General features: G+C 75.4%; 13 protein-coding genes and 1 tRNA gene. 8 read left to right on the top strand and 6 right to left on the bottom strand.

Translation table 11 applies throughout. From position 1 onward, the window contains the following. The first annotated feature begins 89 nt into the window (after window positions 1-89). The 3 genes from ACI79E_RS02590 to ACI79E_RS02580 all read left to right on the top strand — a co-directional run bounded on the left by ACI79E_RS02590 (window position 90) and on the right by ACI79E_RS02580 (window position 3,544). Window positions 90-737, top strand: coding sequence for a haloacid dehalogenase-like hydrolase (locus tag ACI79E_RS02590; protein ID WP_456930985.1), 648 nt, complete (start codon window positions 90-92; stop codon window positions 735-737). Between the two features lie 58 nt (window positions 738-795). Then, window positions 796-1,809: an NADPH:quinone reductase gene (locus ACI79E_RS02585; RefSeq protein WP_456930984.1), complete on the top strand. Its 1,014-nt coding sequence runs from the start codon at window positions 796-798 to the stop codon at window positions 1,807-1,809. Between the two features lie 205 nt (window positions 1,810-2,014). Continuing rightward, complete coding sequence (locus tag ACI79E_RS02580) at window positions 2,015-3,544, top strand: AMP-binding protein (protein WP_456930983.1); 1,530 nt, start codon at window positions 2,015-2,017, stop codon at window positions 3,542-3,544. Between the two features lie 76 nt (window positions 3,545-3,620). On the opposite strand, the gene ACI79E_RS02575 is transcribed toward ACI79E_RS02580, so the two are convergent. Genes ACI79E_RS02575 through ACI79E_RS02565 form a run of 3 tightly spaced genes read right to left on the bottom strand, consistent with a single transcriptional unit; the run spans window position 3,621 to window position 8,453 of the window. Next, window positions 3,621-4,784, bottom strand: a complete 1,164-nt coding sequence (locus ACI79E_RS02575; protein WP_456930982.1) for an acyl-CoA dehydrogenase family protein — start codon at window positions 4,782-4,784, stop codon at window positions 3,621-3,623. Continuing rightward, window positions 4,781-6,790 (bottom strand): ATP-binding protein, encoded by a 2,010-nt coding sequence (locus ACI79E_RS02570; RefSeq protein ID WP_456930981.1) that lies wholly within the window; start codon window positions 6,788-6,790, stop codon window positions 4,781-4,783. The genes ACI79E_RS02575 and ACI79E_RS02570 overlap by 4 nt, the downstream gene beginning before the upstream one ends. A 49-nt stretch (window positions 6,791-6,839) precedes the next feature. Further along, complete coding sequence (locus ACI79E_RS02565; RefSeq protein WP_456930980.1) at window positions 6,840-8,453, bottom strand: carboxyl transferase domain-containing protein; 1,614 nt, start codon at window positions 8,451-8,453, stop codon at window positions 6,840-6,842. 56 nt (window positions 8,454-8,509) lie between these two features. On the opposite strand from ACI79E_RS02565, the gene ACI79E_RS02560 reads away from it, so the two are divergent. Continuing rightward, entirely contained in the window at window positions 8,510-9,103 is a 594-nt protein-coding gene (locus ACI79E_RS02560) for an SACE_7040 family transcriptional regulator (protein ID WP_456930979.1), read from the top strand. A gap of 11 nt (window positions 9,104-9,114) precedes the next feature. Here the strand turns inward: ACI79E_RS02560 and ACI79E_RS02555 are convergent, their stop codons facing one another. Together ACI79E_RS02555 and ACI79E_RS02550 are read right to left on the bottom strand one after the other, a co-directional pair. Beyond that, window positions 9,115-10,875 carry a hypothetical protein gene (locus tag ACI79E_RS02555; protein WP_456930978.1) on the bottom strand — a complete coding sequence of 587 codons (1,761 nt, stop codon included), beginning with the start codon at window positions 10,873-10,875 and terminating at the stop codon, window positions 9,115-9,117. Between the two features lie 125 nt (window positions 10,876-11,000). Then, a complete protein-coding gene (locus ACI79E_RS02550; protein ID WP_456930977.1) occupies window positions 11,001-12,218 on the bottom strand; it encodes a hypothetical protein in 1,218 nt (405 codons plus the stop codon). A 151-nt stretch (window positions 12,219-12,369) separates the two neighbouring features. Here ACI79E_RS02550 and orn point away from each other — a divergent pair, with 151 nt between their 5' ends. Together orn and ACI79E_RS02540 are read left to right on the top strand one after the other, a co-directional pair. Further along, window positions 12,370-13,044: an oligoribonuclease gene (orn, locus tag ACI79E_RS02545; protein ID WP_456930976.1), complete on the top strand. Its 675-nt coding sequence runs from the start codon at window positions 12,370-12,372 to the stop codon at window positions 13,042-13,044. A 68-nt stretch (window positions 13,045-13,112) separates the two neighbouring features. Continuing rightward, window positions 13,113-13,188 (top strand) — tRNA-His (locus ACI79E_RS02540). 99 nt (window positions 13,189-13,287) lie between these two features. On the opposite strand, the gene ngg is transcribed toward ACI79E_RS02540, so the two are convergent. Continuing rightward, window positions 13,288-15,039, bottom strand: a complete 1,752-nt coding sequence (gene ngg, locus ACI79E_RS02535) for an N-acetylglutaminylglutamine synthetase (RefSeq protein ID WP_456930975.1) — start codon at window positions 15,037-15,039, stop codon at window positions 13,288-13,290. 349 nt (window positions 15,040-15,388) lie between these two features. On the opposite strand from ngg, the gene ACI79E_RS02530 reads away from it, so the two are divergent. After that, entirely contained in the window at window positions 15,389-16,897 is a 1,509-nt protein-coding gene (locus tag ACI79E_RS02530) for a mannitol dehydrogenase family protein (protein ID WP_456930974.1), read from the top strand. A gap of 176 nt (window positions 16,898-17,073) precedes the next feature. Then, window positions 17,074-17,319, top strand: a complete 246-nt coding sequence (locus tag ACI79E_RS02525) for a hypothetical protein (RefSeq protein WP_456930973.1) — start codon at window positions 17,074-17,076, stop codon at window positions 17,317-17,319. Window position 17,320 lies beyond the last annotated feature (1 nt).

Raw genomic sequence — 17,320 nt, 5'->3', positions numbered from 1 at the left:
ACCCGGAAGGGGCAGGCGAGGACCGGGGTGGGCAGCGGAGGCCGTCCGCGCAGGTTTCCCGCACCACCGCACCCCGGTACTCCCCCGGCATGGCCCGGACCGTCGTCGTCGACCTGGACAAGGTGCTGCTCGACGGGGACGCCTCGACCCTGTTCCTCGCCGGCCGGCTGCGGCAGGCGCCGTGGCGCGCGGTCCCCCTGCTGCTGGTCGCGCCGGTGCTGCTCGTGGGATCCGCGCTGCCCTGGACCCGCCCCCTGGCCGCCCGGCTGCTCACCCGGCTGGCGGTCGGCGGCCGTCCGGCGTCCGACGTCGCGGCCGTCGCCGACGCCTACCGGGCGGCGATGGCGCGCCGGCCGGAGGCCGTCGTCGCCGAGGCGGTCGCGTGCGTGCGGGCGCACCGGGCCGCCGGGGACGACGTGGTGGTGGCCACCGGCTGCGAGGAGACGATGGCCCGCGGGTTCCTCGCGGCCGTCGACCTGCCCGACGTCGACGTCGTCGGCTCGACCGGGTCGCTGCTCCCGCCGCGGGTGCGCCGTGCCATGGGGGCGACCAAGGTGCGGGTGCTGACCGAGCGCGGGTACCCCCCGCCGTGGGCCGCCGTGTACAGCGACAGCCCATCGGACCTCCCGCTGTTCGCCGGCACGCCGCGACCGGTGCTGGTCAACGCCGGCGACCGGGCCCTGCGGCAGGTGACCCGCGTGCTCGGCCGCCGTCCGGAGACCGTCACCTGGCGCTGAGGCCACCGCGGAACGGATCCGTGCGCTGAACCGGCCCGCCGCGGGTAGGGGGCGGGCCGTGCGAGCCATCACCTACACCCGGAACGGCGACCCCGACGTCCTGCAGCTGGGCGACCGCCCCACCCCCGAGCCCGGCCCGGGCGAGGTGCGCGTGCGCCTGGCCTGGTCCGGGGTGAACCCGACCGACTGGAAGTCCCGACGCAACACCCCGCCCGAGCCGGGCGGCCAGGTGCCCGGCCAGGACGGCGCGGGCACCGTCGACGCGGTCGGCCAGGGCGTGGACCCGGCGCTGGTCGGCGAGCGGGTGTGGGTGTGGGAGGCGGCGTGGCAGCGTCCGCACGGGACGGCGGCCGAGTACACCGTCGTCCCGGCGCGCCAGACCGTGCTGCTGGGCGCGGCGCCGTCCCTGCAGCTCGGCGCCGCGCTGGGCATCCCGTTCCTGACCGCGCACCGCTGCCTGACCCTCGGCGAGTCGGTGCCCGACCGGCTGGGTCCCGGCACCCTGGAGGGCCGCACCGTGCTCGTGCAGGGCGGCGCCGGCGCGGTCGGCAACGCCGCGATCCAGCTGGCCCGCTGGTCGGACGCCACGGTCATCGCCACCGTGAGCAGCCCGCACAAGGCGCAGCTGGCCGCCGCGGCCGGCGCCTCCCACGTCGTCGACTACACGCGGCAGGACGTGGTGGCGGAGGTCCGCAAGATCGTCCCCGACGGCGTCGCCGCCGTCGTGGAGGTCTCCGCCGCCCGCAACGCCGCCGTGGACGCGCAGGTGCTCGCGCGGCACGGGGCCGTGGCGATGTACGCCGACGACGGCGGCGCCGAGGTGACCGTCCCGGTGCGGGCGCAGATGGTGGCCAACGCCCGCTGGCAGTTCGTCTACGTGTACACCGAGCCGCGACGGGCCAAGGACCTCGCCGTGGAGGACGTCGACGCCGCGGTCCTGGACGGCGCGGTCCGCGTCGGCGACGACGCCGGGCTGCCGCTGCACGTGTTCCCGCTGGCCGAGACCGCGCAGGCGCACCGGGCGGTCGAGGAGGGGACGATCGGCAAGGTGCTGGTCGACGTGACCGCCTGAGCCGCGCGGGTCCGCCCCTCCCGGCCGACGGACCGGGGCGGCCGCGGGTGCCGTCGACGAGCGCCTCCCCATCGGCGTCGGCGGGGGCCAGCATGGGTGTGGCGTCGAGCGCCCCTCGTCGTCCAGCTCGGCGCCGCGAACGCCCGGCGGAGGCCCTCGCTCCCGCGACCGTCGTCCGCACCCCACGGACCGGGGAGGACCCGTCATGACCATCCGCAGCCGGTTCCCCGCCGTCCCCATCCCCGAGCAGACCCTGCCCGCCTTCCTGCTGGACCGCGCAGCCGTCTCCGGCGAGGCCCCGGCGCTCGTCGACGGGTCCACCGGGAGGGTCACCAGCTACGCCGAGCTCGCGGAGGCCGTCCACCGGGCCGCGACCGGCTTCGCCGCCTCCGGCACCGCCCGGGGCGACGTCGTGGCGCTCATGGCACCCAACTGCCCGGACTGGGCGGTGGCGCTGCTCGGCGCCCAGGCCGCGGGGGCCGCCGTCACGCCGGTCAACCCGCTGGCACCGCCCGAGCAGGTCGCCGTGCAGCTGCAGGACGCCGGCGCCCGGTGCCTGGTGACCGTCCCCGCCCTGCTGGACCGGGTGGCGGTGGCCGCGGAGAAGGCGGGCGTGACCGACCTCGTCGTCCTCGGGGAGGCACCCGGGGCCCGGCCCTTCGCCGAGCTGCTGGGCGCCGTCGGCGGCCGGGTCGTCCCCGGCGACCCCACCGACGTCGCCCTGCTGCCGTACTCCAGTGGCACCACCGGCCTGCCCAAGGGCGTCCGGCTGACCCACCGGTCGTTGGTCGCCAGCTGTGTGCAGACCGAGCCGCTGTTCACCTACGCCCCGACCGACACCACGGTGGCCGTGCTCCCGTGGTGGCACGCCGCCGGGTTCGCCACCCAGCTGGTGCACCCGCTGCACGAGGGCGCCACGACCGTGACGATGCCCCGCTTCGACCTGCCGGAGTTCCTCGGCCTGCTGGCGCGCCACCGGGTGAGCAAGCAGATCGTGGTGCCGCCGATCGTGCTGGCGCTGGCCAAGCACCCCGCCGTCGACGACGTCGACCTCTCCGCGCTGGAGGTGCTCGGCAGCGGCGCGGCCCCGCTGGGCGCCGGGCTCGAGCAGGCCTGCGCCGCCCGCCTGGGCTGTGTGGTCCTCCAGGGCTACGGGATGACGGAGACCGGCCCCATGCTGGCCATCGCCCCCCTGGGTGGGGAGCTCCCCCGACCGCCCGGGTCGGCCGGGTTGCTCGTGGCCGGCACCGAGGCGCGGCTGGTCGACCCGGTCAGCGGGCGGGACGCCGGGGTCGGGGAGCTGTGGGTACGCGGCGCGCAGGTCATGGTCGGGTACCTGCACGCACCGGAGGCGACCGCATCCACGCTCGACGCCGAGGGCTGGCTGCGCACCGGCGACCTCGCGACCATGGACGCCGACGGCTGGCTCTTCCTCCTCGACCGGGTCAAGGAGCTGATCAAGTACAAGGGCCACCAGGTCGCCCCCGCGGCGCTGGAGGCCGTGCTGGTCACCCACCCGGCGGTGGCGGACGCGGCCGTGGTGGGGGTCCCCGACGAGGAGGCCGGGGAGCTGCCGCGCGCGTTCGTCGTCCGGCGCGGCACGGTCTCCGCGGAGGAGCTCATCGACTACGTGGCCGACCGGGTGGCCCCCCAGGAGAAGGTGCGCGACGTCGTCTTCGTCGACGACGTCCCCCGCTCGCCGACCGGCAAGGTGCTGCGCCGCCTGCTGACGTGAGCCCGGAGCGCCCCGGTGCGGTGGAGCGGGAGGGACGCGGATCCCGCGCTCGCCCACTCCACCGACGCCGCGGCCCTCAGCCGACGCCGAGGTCGCGGGCGATGAGCATCCGCTGCACCTCGCTGGTGCCCTCGCCGATCTCGAGGATCTTCGCGTCGCGGTAGAACCGGCCCACGGGGAACTCGTTCATGAAGCCGTAGCCACCGTGCACCTGGGTGGCGTAGCGGGCGTTGTCCATGGCCACCTCGGAGCTGTACAGCTTGGCGATCGACGCCTCCCGCTTGAACGGCTCCCCGCGCAGCATCTTCTCCGCCGCGCGGTAGTAGGCCAGCCGCGCGGTGGAGGCCCGCACCTCCATGTCGGCGATCATGAACTGGATCGCCTGGTTGCGGCCGATGGGCTGGCCGAACGCCTCGCGCTGGGCGGCGTAGCGGACCGACTCGTCCACGCACCCCTGGGCCAGCCCCACGGCCAGCGCGGAGATGGCGACCCGCCCCTCGTCGAGGATCGAGAGGAACTGCGCGTAGCCGCGGCCCCGCTCCCCCACCAGGTTCTCCTCCGGCACCCGGCAGTCGCTGAACGACAGCTCCCGGGTGTCGGAGGCGTTCCAGCCGACCTTCGAGTACCGCTGGCCGACGGCGAACCCCGGCGTCCCGGTCGGGATCGCGATCGCCGAGATCTCCTTGCCGCCGTCGGGCCGGGTGCCGGTGACCGCGGTGACCGTCACCAGGTCGGTCATCTCCGTGCCGGCGTTGGTGATGAACGCCTTGGAGCCGTTGACCACCCAGTGGCCGTCCTCCAGGCGGGCGGTGGTGCGGGTCGCGCCGGCGTCGGAGCCGCCGCCGGGCTCGGTGAGCCCGAACGCGCCCAGTGCCTCGCCGGCGCACAGCCGGGGCAGCCACCGCTGCTTCTGCTCCTCGGTGCCGAACCGGTAGATCGGCATCGCGCCGAGCGAGACGCCGGCCTCCAGCGTGATCGCCATCGACGAGTCGACCCGCGCCAGCTCCTCCAGCGCCACGCACAGGGTGAAGTAGGTGCCGCCCGAGCCGCCGTACTCCTCGGGGAAGGGCAGCCCGAACAGCCCCAGCTCACCCATCTGCCGCACGATCGCGGCGGGGAACTCGTCGCGCTCGTAGAACTCCCCGATCTGCGGGGCGATCACCTCCTGGGCGAACTCCCGCACCAGCGTGCGCAGCGCGTCCGTCTCCTCGTCGAGCCGGTAGTCCAGCACCCGCGTCACTCCCCCTCGTCGGTGGCCGATGGGGTCACCACGGCCACCCGCTCGTCGAGCCGGACCTGGTGGCCGGCCGTCACGCCGAGCTCGGTGACCGTCCCCGCGACGGGGGCGGTCAGCACGTGCTCCATCTTCATCGCCTCGACGACCAGCAGCGGGGTCCCCGCCTCCACCCGGTCGCCGACGGACGCCTGCACCACGGTCACCGTCCCCGGCATCGGCGCGGTGACGACACCGCCCCCGCCGGCCCCCTCCGTGGCGGACTGCAGCCGCTCGTGCTCACGGAACGCGGCCACCCGGCCGTTCGCGGCCAGCCACACCTGCCCGCCCACGTGCACGACGGCGAACCGCGAGGTGACGCCGTCCAGGGTGACCACCAGCTCGTCGCCGTCCCGCACCGCCGCGGCCGGCACCGGGTCGCCGTCGGCCACGGCCACCTGCGCCGCGCCGGACCGCCCGCGCACCCGCACGGTGACCGGGTCGCCGCCGGAGGCCTGCAGCCGGCGCACCGTCCACGCCGGCTCGCCCAGCCGCCACCCGTCGGGGACGTCCCAGCGGTCGACGACCGGCCCGGGCGGCTCGGACTCCACCAGCAGGGCCAGGGCGGCCGCGGCGTACACCGTGGGCGGCACCGGGTCGGCGGCGGTCAGCGCCTCGCCGCGCCGCTCGATCAGCCCGGTGTCCAGCCGGCCGGCGACCACGTCGGGGTCGGTGAGCAGCGCGCGCAGGAAGGCGGTGTTGGTCGGCACCCCGAGGACGGCGGTGTGCCCGAGCGCCCCGACCAGCCGGGCGCGGGCGGTGTCGCGGTCGGGGCCGTGCGCGACCACCTTGGCCAGCATGGGGTCGTAGTCGGTGCCGACGACCGAGCCGACGGCCAGCGAGCTGTCCAGCCGGATCCCGGCGCCGGTGGGCTCGCGCAGGCCGAGCACGGTGCCGGTCTGCGGGAGGAAGCCCCGGACGGGGTCCTCGGCGTACAGCCGCGCCTCGATCGCGTGCCCGTCGAGCCGGACGTCGTCCTGGGTGAGGGGCAGCCGCTCCCCCGCCGCGACCCGCACCTGCAGCTCGACCAGGTCCAGGCCGGTCACCAGCTCGGTGACCGGGTGCTCCACCTGCAGGCGGGTGTTCATCTCGAGGAAGAAGAAGTCGATGCCCCCGCCCCGCCCGCCCGGGTCGGCGTCGACGATGAACTCGACCGTCCCCGCGCCGGTGTACCCGACCGCGCGGGCGGCCTCGACGGCGGCGGCGCCCATCGCGGCCCGCTGGACGTCGTCGAGCAGCGGGGAAGGCGCCTCCTCGACGACCTTCTGGTGCCGGCGCTGCAGGCTGCACTCGCGCTCGCCCAGGTGGACGACGGTGCCGTGGGCGTCGCCGAGCACCTGCACCTCGATGTGCCGGGCCGCGCCGATGTAGCGCTCGACGAGGAGGGTGTCGTCGCCGAAGGAGCCGCGGGCCTCGCGCCGGGCCGCGGCGATCGCGTCGGGCAGCTCGGCGGCCGAGCGCACCACGCGCATGCCCTTGCCGCCCCCGCCGGCGCTGGGCTTGAGCAGCACCGGGAAGCCGGCCTCGACGGCCGCGGCGGCCACCGCCTCGTCGTCCATGCCGGGCTCGGTGCGGCCCGGGACGACGGGAACGCCGGCGGCCATGACGGTCCGCTTGGCGCGGATCTTGTCACCCATCGCCTCGATCGCGGCGACCGGCGGGCCGATGAAGACGATGCCGGCCTCCTCGCAGGCCCGGGCGAACTCGACGTTCTCGGAGAGGAACCCGTAGCCGGGGTGCACCGCCTGCGCGCCGGTGCGGGCGGCGGCGTCGAGCACCCGCGCGATGGACAGGTAGCTCTCGGCGGCCGGCGCGGGCCCGATCGGGACGGCGACGTCGGCGACGCGGGTGTGCAGCGCCCCGGCGTCGGCCGCGCTGTACACGGCGACCGAGCGGATGCCCATCGACCGCAGCGTGCGGATGACGCGGACGGCGATCTCGCCGCGGTTGGCGACGAGGACTGTCTCGAACACCCTGCTCACTCCCCGACCAGGACGGCCATCGTGGCCACAACGGCCCCCTTCACATCCGGAAGACGCCGTAGCCGACGTCCTCCAGCGGTGCGTTGGCGCAGGCGGACAGGGCCAGCCCCAGCACGGTGCGGGTCTGCGCGGGGTCGATGACGCCGTCGTCCCAGAGCCGGGCGGTGGCGTAGTAGGGGTGGCCCTGGGTCTCGTACTGGTCGCGGATCGGCTTCTTGAACGCCTCCTCCTCGGCCGCCGGCCACTGCTCGCCGCGGGCCTCCAGGCCGTCGCGGCGCACCTGGGCCAGCACCGAGGCGGCCTGCTCCCCGCCCATCACCGAGATGCGGGCGTTGGGCCAGGTGAACAGGAACCGGGGCGAGTAGGCCCGGCCGCACATCGAGTAGTTGCCGGCGCCGAACGAGCCGCCGATGACGACGGTCAGCTTCGGCACCCGGGCGCAGGCGACGGCGGTGACCATCTTGGCGCCGTGCTTGGCGATGCCGCCGGCCTCGTAGTCGCGGCCGACCATGAACCCGGAGATGTTCTGCAGGAACAGCAGCGGGATGGAGCGCCGGTCGCACAGCTCGATGAAGTGCGCGCCCTTGAGCGCGGACTCGGCGAACAGGACGCCGTTGTTGGCGACGACCCCGACGGGGTGGCCGTGCAGCCGCGCGAAGCCGGTGACCAGCGTCGGCCCGTAGAGCGGCTTGAACTCGGCGAAGCGGCTGCCGTCGACCAGCCGGGCGATCACCTCACGCACGTCGTAGGGGGTGCGCGGATCCGGCGGCACCACCTCGTAGAGCGACTCCGCCGGGTACCGCGGCTCCTCGACCGGCTCGACGTCCCACGGCCGCGGCGGACGCGGGCCGAGGGTGCCGACGATCTGGCGGACCAGCTGCAGCGCGTGCGGGTCGTCCTCGGCCAGGTGGTCGGTGACGCCGCTGACCCGGCTGTGCAGGTCGCCGCCGCCGAGCTCCTCGGCGGTGACCACCTCGCCGGTCGCGGCCTTCACCAGGGGCGGGCCGCCCAGGAAGATCGTGCCCTGCTCGCGGACGATCACCGCCTCGTCGCTCATCGCCGGCACGTAGGCGCCACCGGCGGTGCAGGAGCCCAGGACGGCGGCGATCTGCGGGATGCCGGCCTTGGACATCGTCGCCTGGTTGTAGAAGATCCGGCCGAAGTGCTCCCGGTCGGGGAAGACCTCGTCCTGCATCGGCAGGAACGCGCCGCCGGAGTCGACCAGGTAGACGCACGGCAGCCGGTTGTGCAGGGCCACCTCCTGCGCGCGCAGGTGCTTCTTGACCGTCATCGGGTAGTAGGTGCCGCCCTTGACGGTGGCGTCGTTGGCCACGACGACGCACTCGCGACCGGCGACCCGCCCGATGCCGGTGATGATCCCGGCCGCCGGGGCGTCCCCGCCGTAGAGGCCGTGCGCGGCCAGCGGGGAGAGCTCGAGGAACGGGCTGCCGGGGTCCAGCAGGGCGTCGACCCGCTCGCGGGGCAGCAGCTTCCCGCGCTCGACGTGCCGAGCCCGGGCCCGCTCCCCTCCCCCTTGGGCCACCCGGCGCAGCTGTTCGGCCAGGTCCGCGGCGAGCGCGGCGTGGGCTGCGGCGTTCCGCACGGCCACCTCGCCGTCCGCGGCCGGTGTGCGGGAGAGCACAGGTGCGTCCACGGCGGCGATGTTAACGACGGTTCACGTCATGGGTCAACGCGCGCTAACATCCCGCCGTGGGCGACGTGGACACCGCGCTGCACGCCGACGCGGCGCGGCCGTCGCGGCGGGAGCAGATCCTGCGGGCGGCCGCGCAGCTGTTCGCCGAGCGCGGGTCGCGGGCGGTCGGGGTCGACGACGTCGGCGCGGCCGTCGGGGTGACCGGCCCGGCGATCTACCGGCACTTCGCCAGCAAGGACGCGATGCTCGCGGAGATGCTGCTGCGCATCAGCGAGCGGCTGCTGGCCGGCGGCACCGAGCGGGTCGCCGACGCCGGGGACGACCCGCTGGCGCAGCTGCGGACGCTCATCGCCTTCCAGGTCGACTTCGCCCTCGACAACCCGGCACTGATCACCGTGCACGACCGCGACCTGGGCTCGCTGCCCGGCGACGACGCCGCCCAGGTGCGCCGGCTGCAGCGTCGCTACGTCGAGGTGTGGGTCGAGGTCCTGCGCCGGCTGCACCCCGCCGCGGACGCCGCGACCAGCCGGGCCCGGGCGCACGCGGTGTTCGGGCTGATCAACTCCACGCCGCACAGCGCCGGCCGGGTGCCGCGGGAGCAGATGGCCGTCCTGCTGGCCGCGATGGCCGAGGCCGCCGCGACGGCCTGAGCGCCCCGCCCTCAGCCGGCGGTCGGCTCCGGCATGGGCAGGACCAGCGCGGTCGAGGCGAGGACGTCGAGGTCCGCGGTGCTGCCGGTGTCGCCGGGCGCCGCCCACGCCGCCTCGACGATGGTGACCGTGCTGCCCGAGACGGCGCTGGCGTACTCGGCTCCGCTGAGCCGGTCGGGGCTGCCGTCGTACCGGACCCCCTCGCGCAGCAGGTCGCTGACGTTGCCGCTGCCGTTGCGGTCGGTCAGCGCGCGCAGGGCCCGCGCCCCGGCGGTGTCGCCCATGTCGACCGTGGCGACGGAGACGACGACGGGACGCCCGTCGACGTCGGTGGAGTAGAGCGCGCGGGCCAGACCGGTGCAGTCGGTGTCGGCGAAGAAGTCGGCCACCGCGCCGTAGGCGTTGCCGGCACAGGTGGGGTCGACCTGCACCTCCCGGGCGACGAACGTGCTGCCGTCCACGACCTCGGAGTCACCCGGTTCCGGCCCGGCCGGGGTGTCGGCCGATGCCGGTGTGTCCTCGGCCGGCGGCGTCCCGGCGCCGGAGGCGGCCGGCGTCTCGTCGCCGCCGAACAGCAGCGCGGCGCCGATCCCGAGGACGACGGCGAGCGCGAGCGCCGCGGCCACCAGCAGCGCCGTCCGCCGCCACGAGCGCGGGCGCCCCTGGCCCGCCGCGGAGGGCGCGCCCCCGGTCGACGGCGCCCGCGGCGGGGCCGACGGCTCGGGCGCCACCGGAGCAGGTGCCGGCGGCGCGGCGGCCGGCGGCGCGACGTCGTCCCGTTCCGCCCCGGCGAACAGCCCACCGATCCCGTCGGTCTCGTCGGCGGGCACCCCGACCGTCGGGCCGACGAGGGTGTCCTTCGGACCCGCGGCCGCCCCGTCCGACGTCGCGAGCGCCTGCGCCACCGCGGCGTCCCGGGCGGCGGCCGCACGCGCGGCGGCCTCCTCGTCGGCACGGATGGCCGCGGCCGCGACCGCCGCGGCCGCCACCGGGTCCACCAGCGGACGGGCGGGCCCCTGCGGAGCACCCGGAGCCGGGGGCTGCGGCACCGGGGTGGGAGCGGTGAAGGCGGGGCCGGCGGTCATCGCGGCGGGGGCCAGCAGCTCCGGGGTGCGCAGCACGTACGGCGAGTACGGGAAGCCCTCGCCGTTGAGCTCCTGCACCGACGGGCCCCGTCCGGCCAGCCCCAGTGCCTCCAGGGCGGCGCGCACGTCGGCCGTCGTCCACAGCCGGGGGTTGTCCACGCCCGCGTACCGGGCGCTGCGGGCGATGCCGAGCAGCAGGGACCGCGGCTCCAGGAGCGCGACCTGGTCACCCTCGCCGAGGTCGCCGTCGGTCGGGACGAGGCCCGTGAGGTCGCCGACGAGCACCGTCAGCCGGGCGATCCGGCCGGGCTCGAGGCCGGCGCGGCGCAGCCGGACGGCGGCGTCCATGCCCGACCGCATGAGGCCGTCGAGGGGGCTGGAGCCGCCACCGGCGAGCTGCAGCACGTCCCCGGGCTGCCCGCCCTCCGGGCCGATGGTCCAGGCGCCCTCGGCCGCGGCGGTGACGACGCCGCTCTGACGGACCACCTCCACCACCCGGAGGACGGCCAGGCCCTCCGGCACGAACACGACGGCGTCGGAGAGCCGGCGCTCCATCGGCCCGTCGACCATCGGGATGGAGGCCACCACCGCGCCCCGCACCGCGCCGCCGGTCTCCCAGCGCGCCAGTTCCTCGAACAGGGCCCGCTCACCCGCCGTCTGCAGCGGCATCGGGGTGAGGGGCAGCACGTCGTCCTCCGAGCGGGTCAGGGGGAAGGGGGGCGGCACGCGCCGCGACCGGCGGCGCCGATGACAGGGCCGGCGGGTGGGTCGTCACCCGACGTTACGTCATGTGACGGGTGGGGCCGACTCCCTCAGCGGGTCGACGCGCCGCCGGACCGGACGGCGACCTCGTCCTCCGCACCCGCACCCACCGGCTGCGCCCAGGCGGCCAGCCAGCGGCTGCGCGCCACGACGTCCACCGCGGTCCACAGGACGGTGAAGGCGGCGCCGACCAGCAGCACCGACTCCCACGTCCAGTTCCACGGCGGGAGGAAGCCGATCGCGTCCTGCGCCGCCCCGGCGGCGTAGAAGACGGCCGCGACCACCGGCGCGGCCAGCCAGCCCGGCACCCGCCAGGTGACCGCGAGGTCGATCGCTGCCGCGCCCACGACGAGCACCAGCGGCAGGACCGACGGCGGGAAGTCCATCGCCACCAGCCCGAGCCACATGACCGCGCGGTAGGCGAGGTAGGTGCCGGCCACGACCGTGGCGGTCCAGCGCAGCCCCACCAGCCTGCGGGCCACCACGAGGGCCAGCAGGCCGGCGCACAGCATCCACGCCGGGTGCACCCACGAGGGCACCGGGAGCATGAACATCGTCGGCGTCTGCCCCTGGGAGGCGGCGAAGTCCAGCAGCTGCGGCTCGGCCGTCGTCCGGCCGGCCTCGTAGGCCTGCAGCGACAGGACGCCGTACTCCTGGTGCTGGTTCGGGAAGACGACGTTCTCGACGAAGAACAGCCACAGGCCCAGCGCGACGAGGTCGCGGACCCGGCCCGGCGCGGCGTACAGCCACCAGCCGCGGATCGCACCGGCCAGCATGATCGCCGTCCCGACGTAGAGCAGCGCATGGCTGGGGCTCCAGCTGGTGATGTCCAGGCCGTTGACCCGGTGGTTGACGATGTCGATCGGGATCGCGACCAGGAAGGTGGCGATGCCCACCTGCATGAGCCGCAGCGCCCGGCGGTCGACGCCGTAGCCGCTGTAGCTGTGGAAGACCACCAGGGCGACGACGACGGCGGTGCCCGCGGAGTTGAGCAGGTGCGGCGGGGCCAGGTCGTCACGCAGCCACTTGAAGTGCCAGGAGACGTCCCACGACGAGCCGAGCATCTTGAGCAGGAAGGCGCCGAGCCAGGCGGTGTAGATCCACCGCAGCTCCTCCTGCGACGTGGGCCGCCCCGGGCGACCGGGGGTCGCGTAGGCCGCCCAGAGCCAGCGCAGCGCGCCGATCGGGTGGCGCAGCGCGGCAGGCAACGAGCCCGGAGCCGGCGGGACCGGCCGCCCGGTCGCGACGGGGGCTGGGGCAGCGGGCACGGCGGGAACTCCTGGGCTCGGGGCGGGACCGGGCCGAGCCTAGTGGCGCAGCCCCCCGATCCTCGACGCCCGAGTGGCACCGGTGTGCCGCATGCGGTAGAGGGGGCATCCGCGGGGCGGCCGTGGCCAACGGGACGTACTGTCGTCGGACGTGGCGGAGAGCGCAGGACACCTGGTCTGGATCGACTGCGAGATGACCGGGTTGGACCTCACCCGGGACAAGCTCATCGAGGTCGCGGTGCTCGTCACCGACTCCGAGCTCACCGTGCTCGACCCGGGGCTGGACCTGGTGATCTCGGCCTCCGACGCCGACCTGGACGGGATGGCCGACGTCGTCACCGAGATGCACGCCAAGTCCGGTCTCACCGACGCCGTCCGCGCCGCGACGCTGACCGTCGCCGAGGCCGAGGAGCAGCTGCTGGCCTACGTGAAGCGCTTCGTCCCGGAGCGCCGGACCGCCCCCCTGTGCGGCAACTCGATCGGCACCGACCGGGGCTTCCTCGCGCGGGACATGCCCGAGCTCGACGACCACCTGCACTACCGGATGATCGACGTCTCCTCGATCAAGGAGCTGGCCCGCCGCTGGTTCCCGCGGGTCTACTTCGCCCAGCCGCAGAAGGGGCTCGCCCACCGCGCGCTGGCCGACATCATCGAGTCGGTGCGGGAGCTCGCCTACTACCGGAAGACGCTGTTCGTCGACGGCCCCGGGCCCTCGACGGCCGAGGCGCAGGCCGCCTCGGCCCAGGTGACCGACGCCTTCGCGGCCGTCTTCGCCGCCGAGGAGGCCGGCGAGCCGGGCACGCCACCCGCTGCGTCGGGGATCTGAGTAGCCGGGTATCGTTGCTCCGGTTCCCCGGCCGACCCGCTCTCGCCAGCGGCCGGCCGGGAGACGTGGTGGGTGTAGCTCAGCTGGTAGAGCACCAGGTTGTGATCCTGGGTGTCGCGGGTTCGAGCCCCGTCACTCACCCCACCGGTGGAGGCCCTGGTCGGTTCGCTGACCAGGGCCTCCCGCCGTTCCGGCCTCTCCCGAACTGGCGACCGGCGTCCCCCGCGCCTGGGACGACGGCGGTCAGCGGCGGCGGGTCTCGGGGAACAGCAGGTCGACGAATCGGGCGGCGGTCGGCTGGGGCTCGTGGTTGGCCAGCCCGGGCCGCTCGTTGGCCTCGACGAAGACGTGCTCGGGCCCGTCCACGTCGGGCACGAGGAAGTCCAGGCCGGTCACCGGGATGCCGATGGCCCGCGCCGCCCGGACGGCCGCTGCGGCGATCTCGGGGTGCAGCCGGTCGGTGACGTCCTCGATGGTGCCGCCGGTGTGCAGGTTCGCTGTCCGCCGGACCCGGATCGGCGTCCCGGCCGGCGGGACGTCGTCCATCGCCCAGCCCGCCTCGGCCACGACAGCGGCGGTCGTGGCGTCCAGCGGGATCCGCGACTCCCCGCCGGTGGCCCGCTCCCGGCGCCGGCTGGCCCGCCGGATCAGCGTCGTGACGTCGGAGACCCCGTCACCGACCACCGTGGCCGGCCGGCGCACGGCGGCGGCGACCACCTCGGAGTCGATGACGACCACCCGGAGGTCCTCCCCCGGCACCAGTTCCTCGACCAGGACGTCCGGGCAGTGCTGCCGCGCGAGCGCGACGGCCGACCGCAGGGCCGCCTCGTCCCGCACGCCGACGGTGATGCCCCTGCCCTGCTCACCGCGCGCCGGCTTCACCACCAGCTCACCGCACCGCGCGAGCAGGTCCAGGGCCGGCCCGAGGTCGTCCCCGGCCACCTCGGCGCCGACCGGGACCCGGACCCCGGCGCCGGCCATGACCCGGCGGGTGACCCGCTTGTCGTCGCAGCGGCTCATGGCCACGGCGGTGGTCAGCTCCGAGAGCGACTCGCGGGTCAGGACACTGCGGGCGCCGAGGGTGAACCGCATCTCGCCGTGCGCGGCGTCGGTCACCTCCACGCGGATGCCCCGGCGCAGTGCCTCGTCGGCGAGGATCCGGGCGTAGGGGTTGAGCCGGTCGAGCCCGGGCGGGCCGGGGACGAACAGGGGCGCGTTCACCGCGTTCCGGCTCTTGACCACCAGGGCGGGCACCTGCCGGAAGCCGAGCTTGCGGTAGAGCGCGATGGCCGGCGCGTTGTCGTGCAGCACCGAGAGGTCGAGGTAGTTGCGCCCCCGGGCGAGGTAGCGCTCGGCGAGCACGCGCACGAGCGCCTCCCCCGTGCCGGGCGGGGCCTCGCGCGGGTCGGCGGCCAGGCACCACAGGCTGCTGCCGCCCTCCGGGTCGCCGAACGCCCGGACGTGGTCGACCCCCGTGACCGTGCCGACGACCCGTCCGGTGCGCCGGTCCTCCGCCACGAGGTACCGCACCGTGCGGGTGGAGTGGTTGTGCCACACGGTGGTGGGGTCCCCGGGGGCCATGCCGGTGAGCGTGACGATGCGGTCCATCGCGGCGACGTCGTCCGGACAGGTCACCGTCCGCACGAAGACGTTCTCCACCAGTTCCCGGCGCGGGCGGTAGTGGTGCAGGTCCAGCCGGAAGGTGAGCGAGGGGTCCAGGAACAGCTCACCGGGCGCGAGAGCCAGCAGCACCTGCGGGTCGCGGGCGTAGATGCAGATGTCGCGACGGCCGTCGGCCTCACCGCGCATCGTCTCGACCAGCCGGTGCGGGTCGGCGAAGGTCTGGCCGAACACCAGTCGCCCCCAGCCCAGGTCGAGGGTGACGTCGGTGTCCATGCCCCGCAGCTGGTGCTCCGACGGCGGCCGCCACGGGGTGCCGGTGATGGTCGGGACGGCGGTCAGCGACCGCCGGCGCAGGTCAGGCCGCGCAACCACGGGACACCTCCCCGAGCCGCGCGCGTCGAGGGGACGGGGTCGAGGTTCTGGCGATCACGATCTGCGGCCACCCGGAGTCGTACGCGGCTCGTCGGGCGGTGTGCTCCACCCCTGCCGTGCCGGTGCCACATGCCCGCAGGAAAGCGGACGAAACACACCCGTAACTCCGGCGCGGCCTCCGGGAGGGGGGCGTCCCCGTCGGCTCGAGGCCCCGTCCTCCTACCCACCGGTCGACGGACACACCACATCTGAACCGTTCCGGATTGGGATCGTGGCCGCCCGGGCATGGGGCGGGGGCGGCCACGGGTGAACAGCCACCCCGGACCGCCCCTCCTGCCGAAGGTCTCCCATGACGTCTGCCCCGACCCGGGCGACGGCAGCCGCCGTCGCCCTCTCCGACCGGACCCTCACCGACCTCCCCCCGGAGGTCTCCACCCCGACGTACGACCGTGCCGCGCTCCGTCCCGGCATCGTGCACATCGGTGTCGGGGGCTTCCACCGCGCCCACCAGGCGGTGTACCTCGACGAGCTGGCCCGCCGGGGGTCGACCGACTGGGGCGTGATCGGCGTCGGACTGCACAGCCGCGCGATCGGCGAAGTCCTCGCGGGCCAGGACCGGCTGTGGACCGTCGTCGAGCGCGCCGCCGACGGCGACCGCGCCACCGTCGTCGGTGCGCTGACCGCGTACCTGTACGCCCCCGACGACCCCGAGGCGGTGCTCGCGGCGCTGGCCGACGAGCACACCCGCGTGGTGACCTTGACGATCACCGGGACCGGCTACCGCATCGACGCGCACAGCGGCGACTTCGACGCCGACGACCCGCACATCGCCCGCGACCTGGAGGACCCCGGCCACCCCGAGACGGTCTTCGGCTACCTCGTGGAGGCCCTGCACCGGCGGCGGCGGGCCGGCCGGGCGCCGTTCACGGTCCTCTCCTGCGACAACATGCAGTCCAACGGGACGGCGGCCCGCACCGCGGTGGTGTCCTTCGCCCGGCTCCGCGACGACGACCTCGCCGAGTGGATCGAGGCCCACGTCGCCTTCCCGAGCAGCATGGTCGACCGGATCACCCCCAACACCTCGCCCGAGGACCGGGACGCCGTCGCCGCCGCGACCGGCGTCGACGACCGGTGGCCGGTGGTCACCGAGCCCTTCCGCCAGTGGGTGGTCGAGGACTCCTTCTGCAACGGCCGGCCGCCGCTGGAGGCCGTCGGCGTCCAGTTCGTCGACGACGTCTCGCCCTACGAGACGGTGAAGACCCGCCTGCTCAACGCCGGGCACAGCGCCATCGCCTACCTGGGCTACCTCGCCGGCCACCGCACCACCGCCGACGTCATGGCCGACCCGGCCTTCCGCACGTTCCTCTCCCGACTGATGGCCGAGGAGATCGCCCCGCTCCTGCCCGAGGTCCCCGGCGTGGACCTCGCCGAGTACCGGGCCACGCTGCTCGACCGGCTGGCCAACCCGCGGATGGCCGACCAGCTGGCCCGGCTGGCCCGGCGCGGCTCGAGCAAGATCCCGAACTACCTCCTGCCCTCGATCCGGGCGGCGGTCGACCAGGGACGGCCGCACACCCTGCTGTGCCTCGCGGTCGCCGGCTGGCTGCGCTTCCTGCGCGGTGCGGACTACGCCGGGGAGGAAGTGCCGATCGAGGGGCCGCGTTCCGACCTCGTGCCGCTGGCGCAGGAGGCCGGGGGCGACGCCACCCCGCTGCTGTCGGAGCGGTCGGTCTTCGACTCCATCGGTGCCGACCCGCGTTTCGCCGAGTGCGTCCAGGCGGCGCTGTCCGCCCTCGACCGGCAGGGGCCGCGCGAGGTCATCGAGGAGTACCTCGCCGGCGGGGGGAGCCGGCGGTGACCGCGCCGCCCGTCCGCTGGACCCGGCCACGGTGACCACCCCGCTCTGCGACGCCGACGTCGAGCGGCTGCTGCGCTGACCCCGCCGCGGTGCGCGTGGGACGGCTGGGGCGAGTGCGCCGAACACGCGCGGTCGGCTTCCACCGGGCGCCGAGGCCGGCTGGCGACCCTGGGGGCATGACTCTCGCCTACTCCTACGGGACCGCTCACGCCGTCGTGATGGTCGGCTCGGTGGGCACCGCGGAGGGCCTCCAGCCCCGGCAGATCGGCCCGGCGCACGCGACCATCGGCCGGGTCAACGGCCGCAGCCGCAAGGCGCTGTGCGGCGCCTACGTCGCCGTCGACGAGCAGACGGTGTGGCCCCCGGAGGGGTACGAGAGCTCGCAGCTGTGCGCCGAGTGCGCCACCCTCGCCACCCTCTGAC

This window comes from Geodermatophilus sp. SYSU D00079 (genome assembly GCF_054050635.1).
This window is presented reverse-complemented; position numbering and strand designations above follow the sequence as displayed.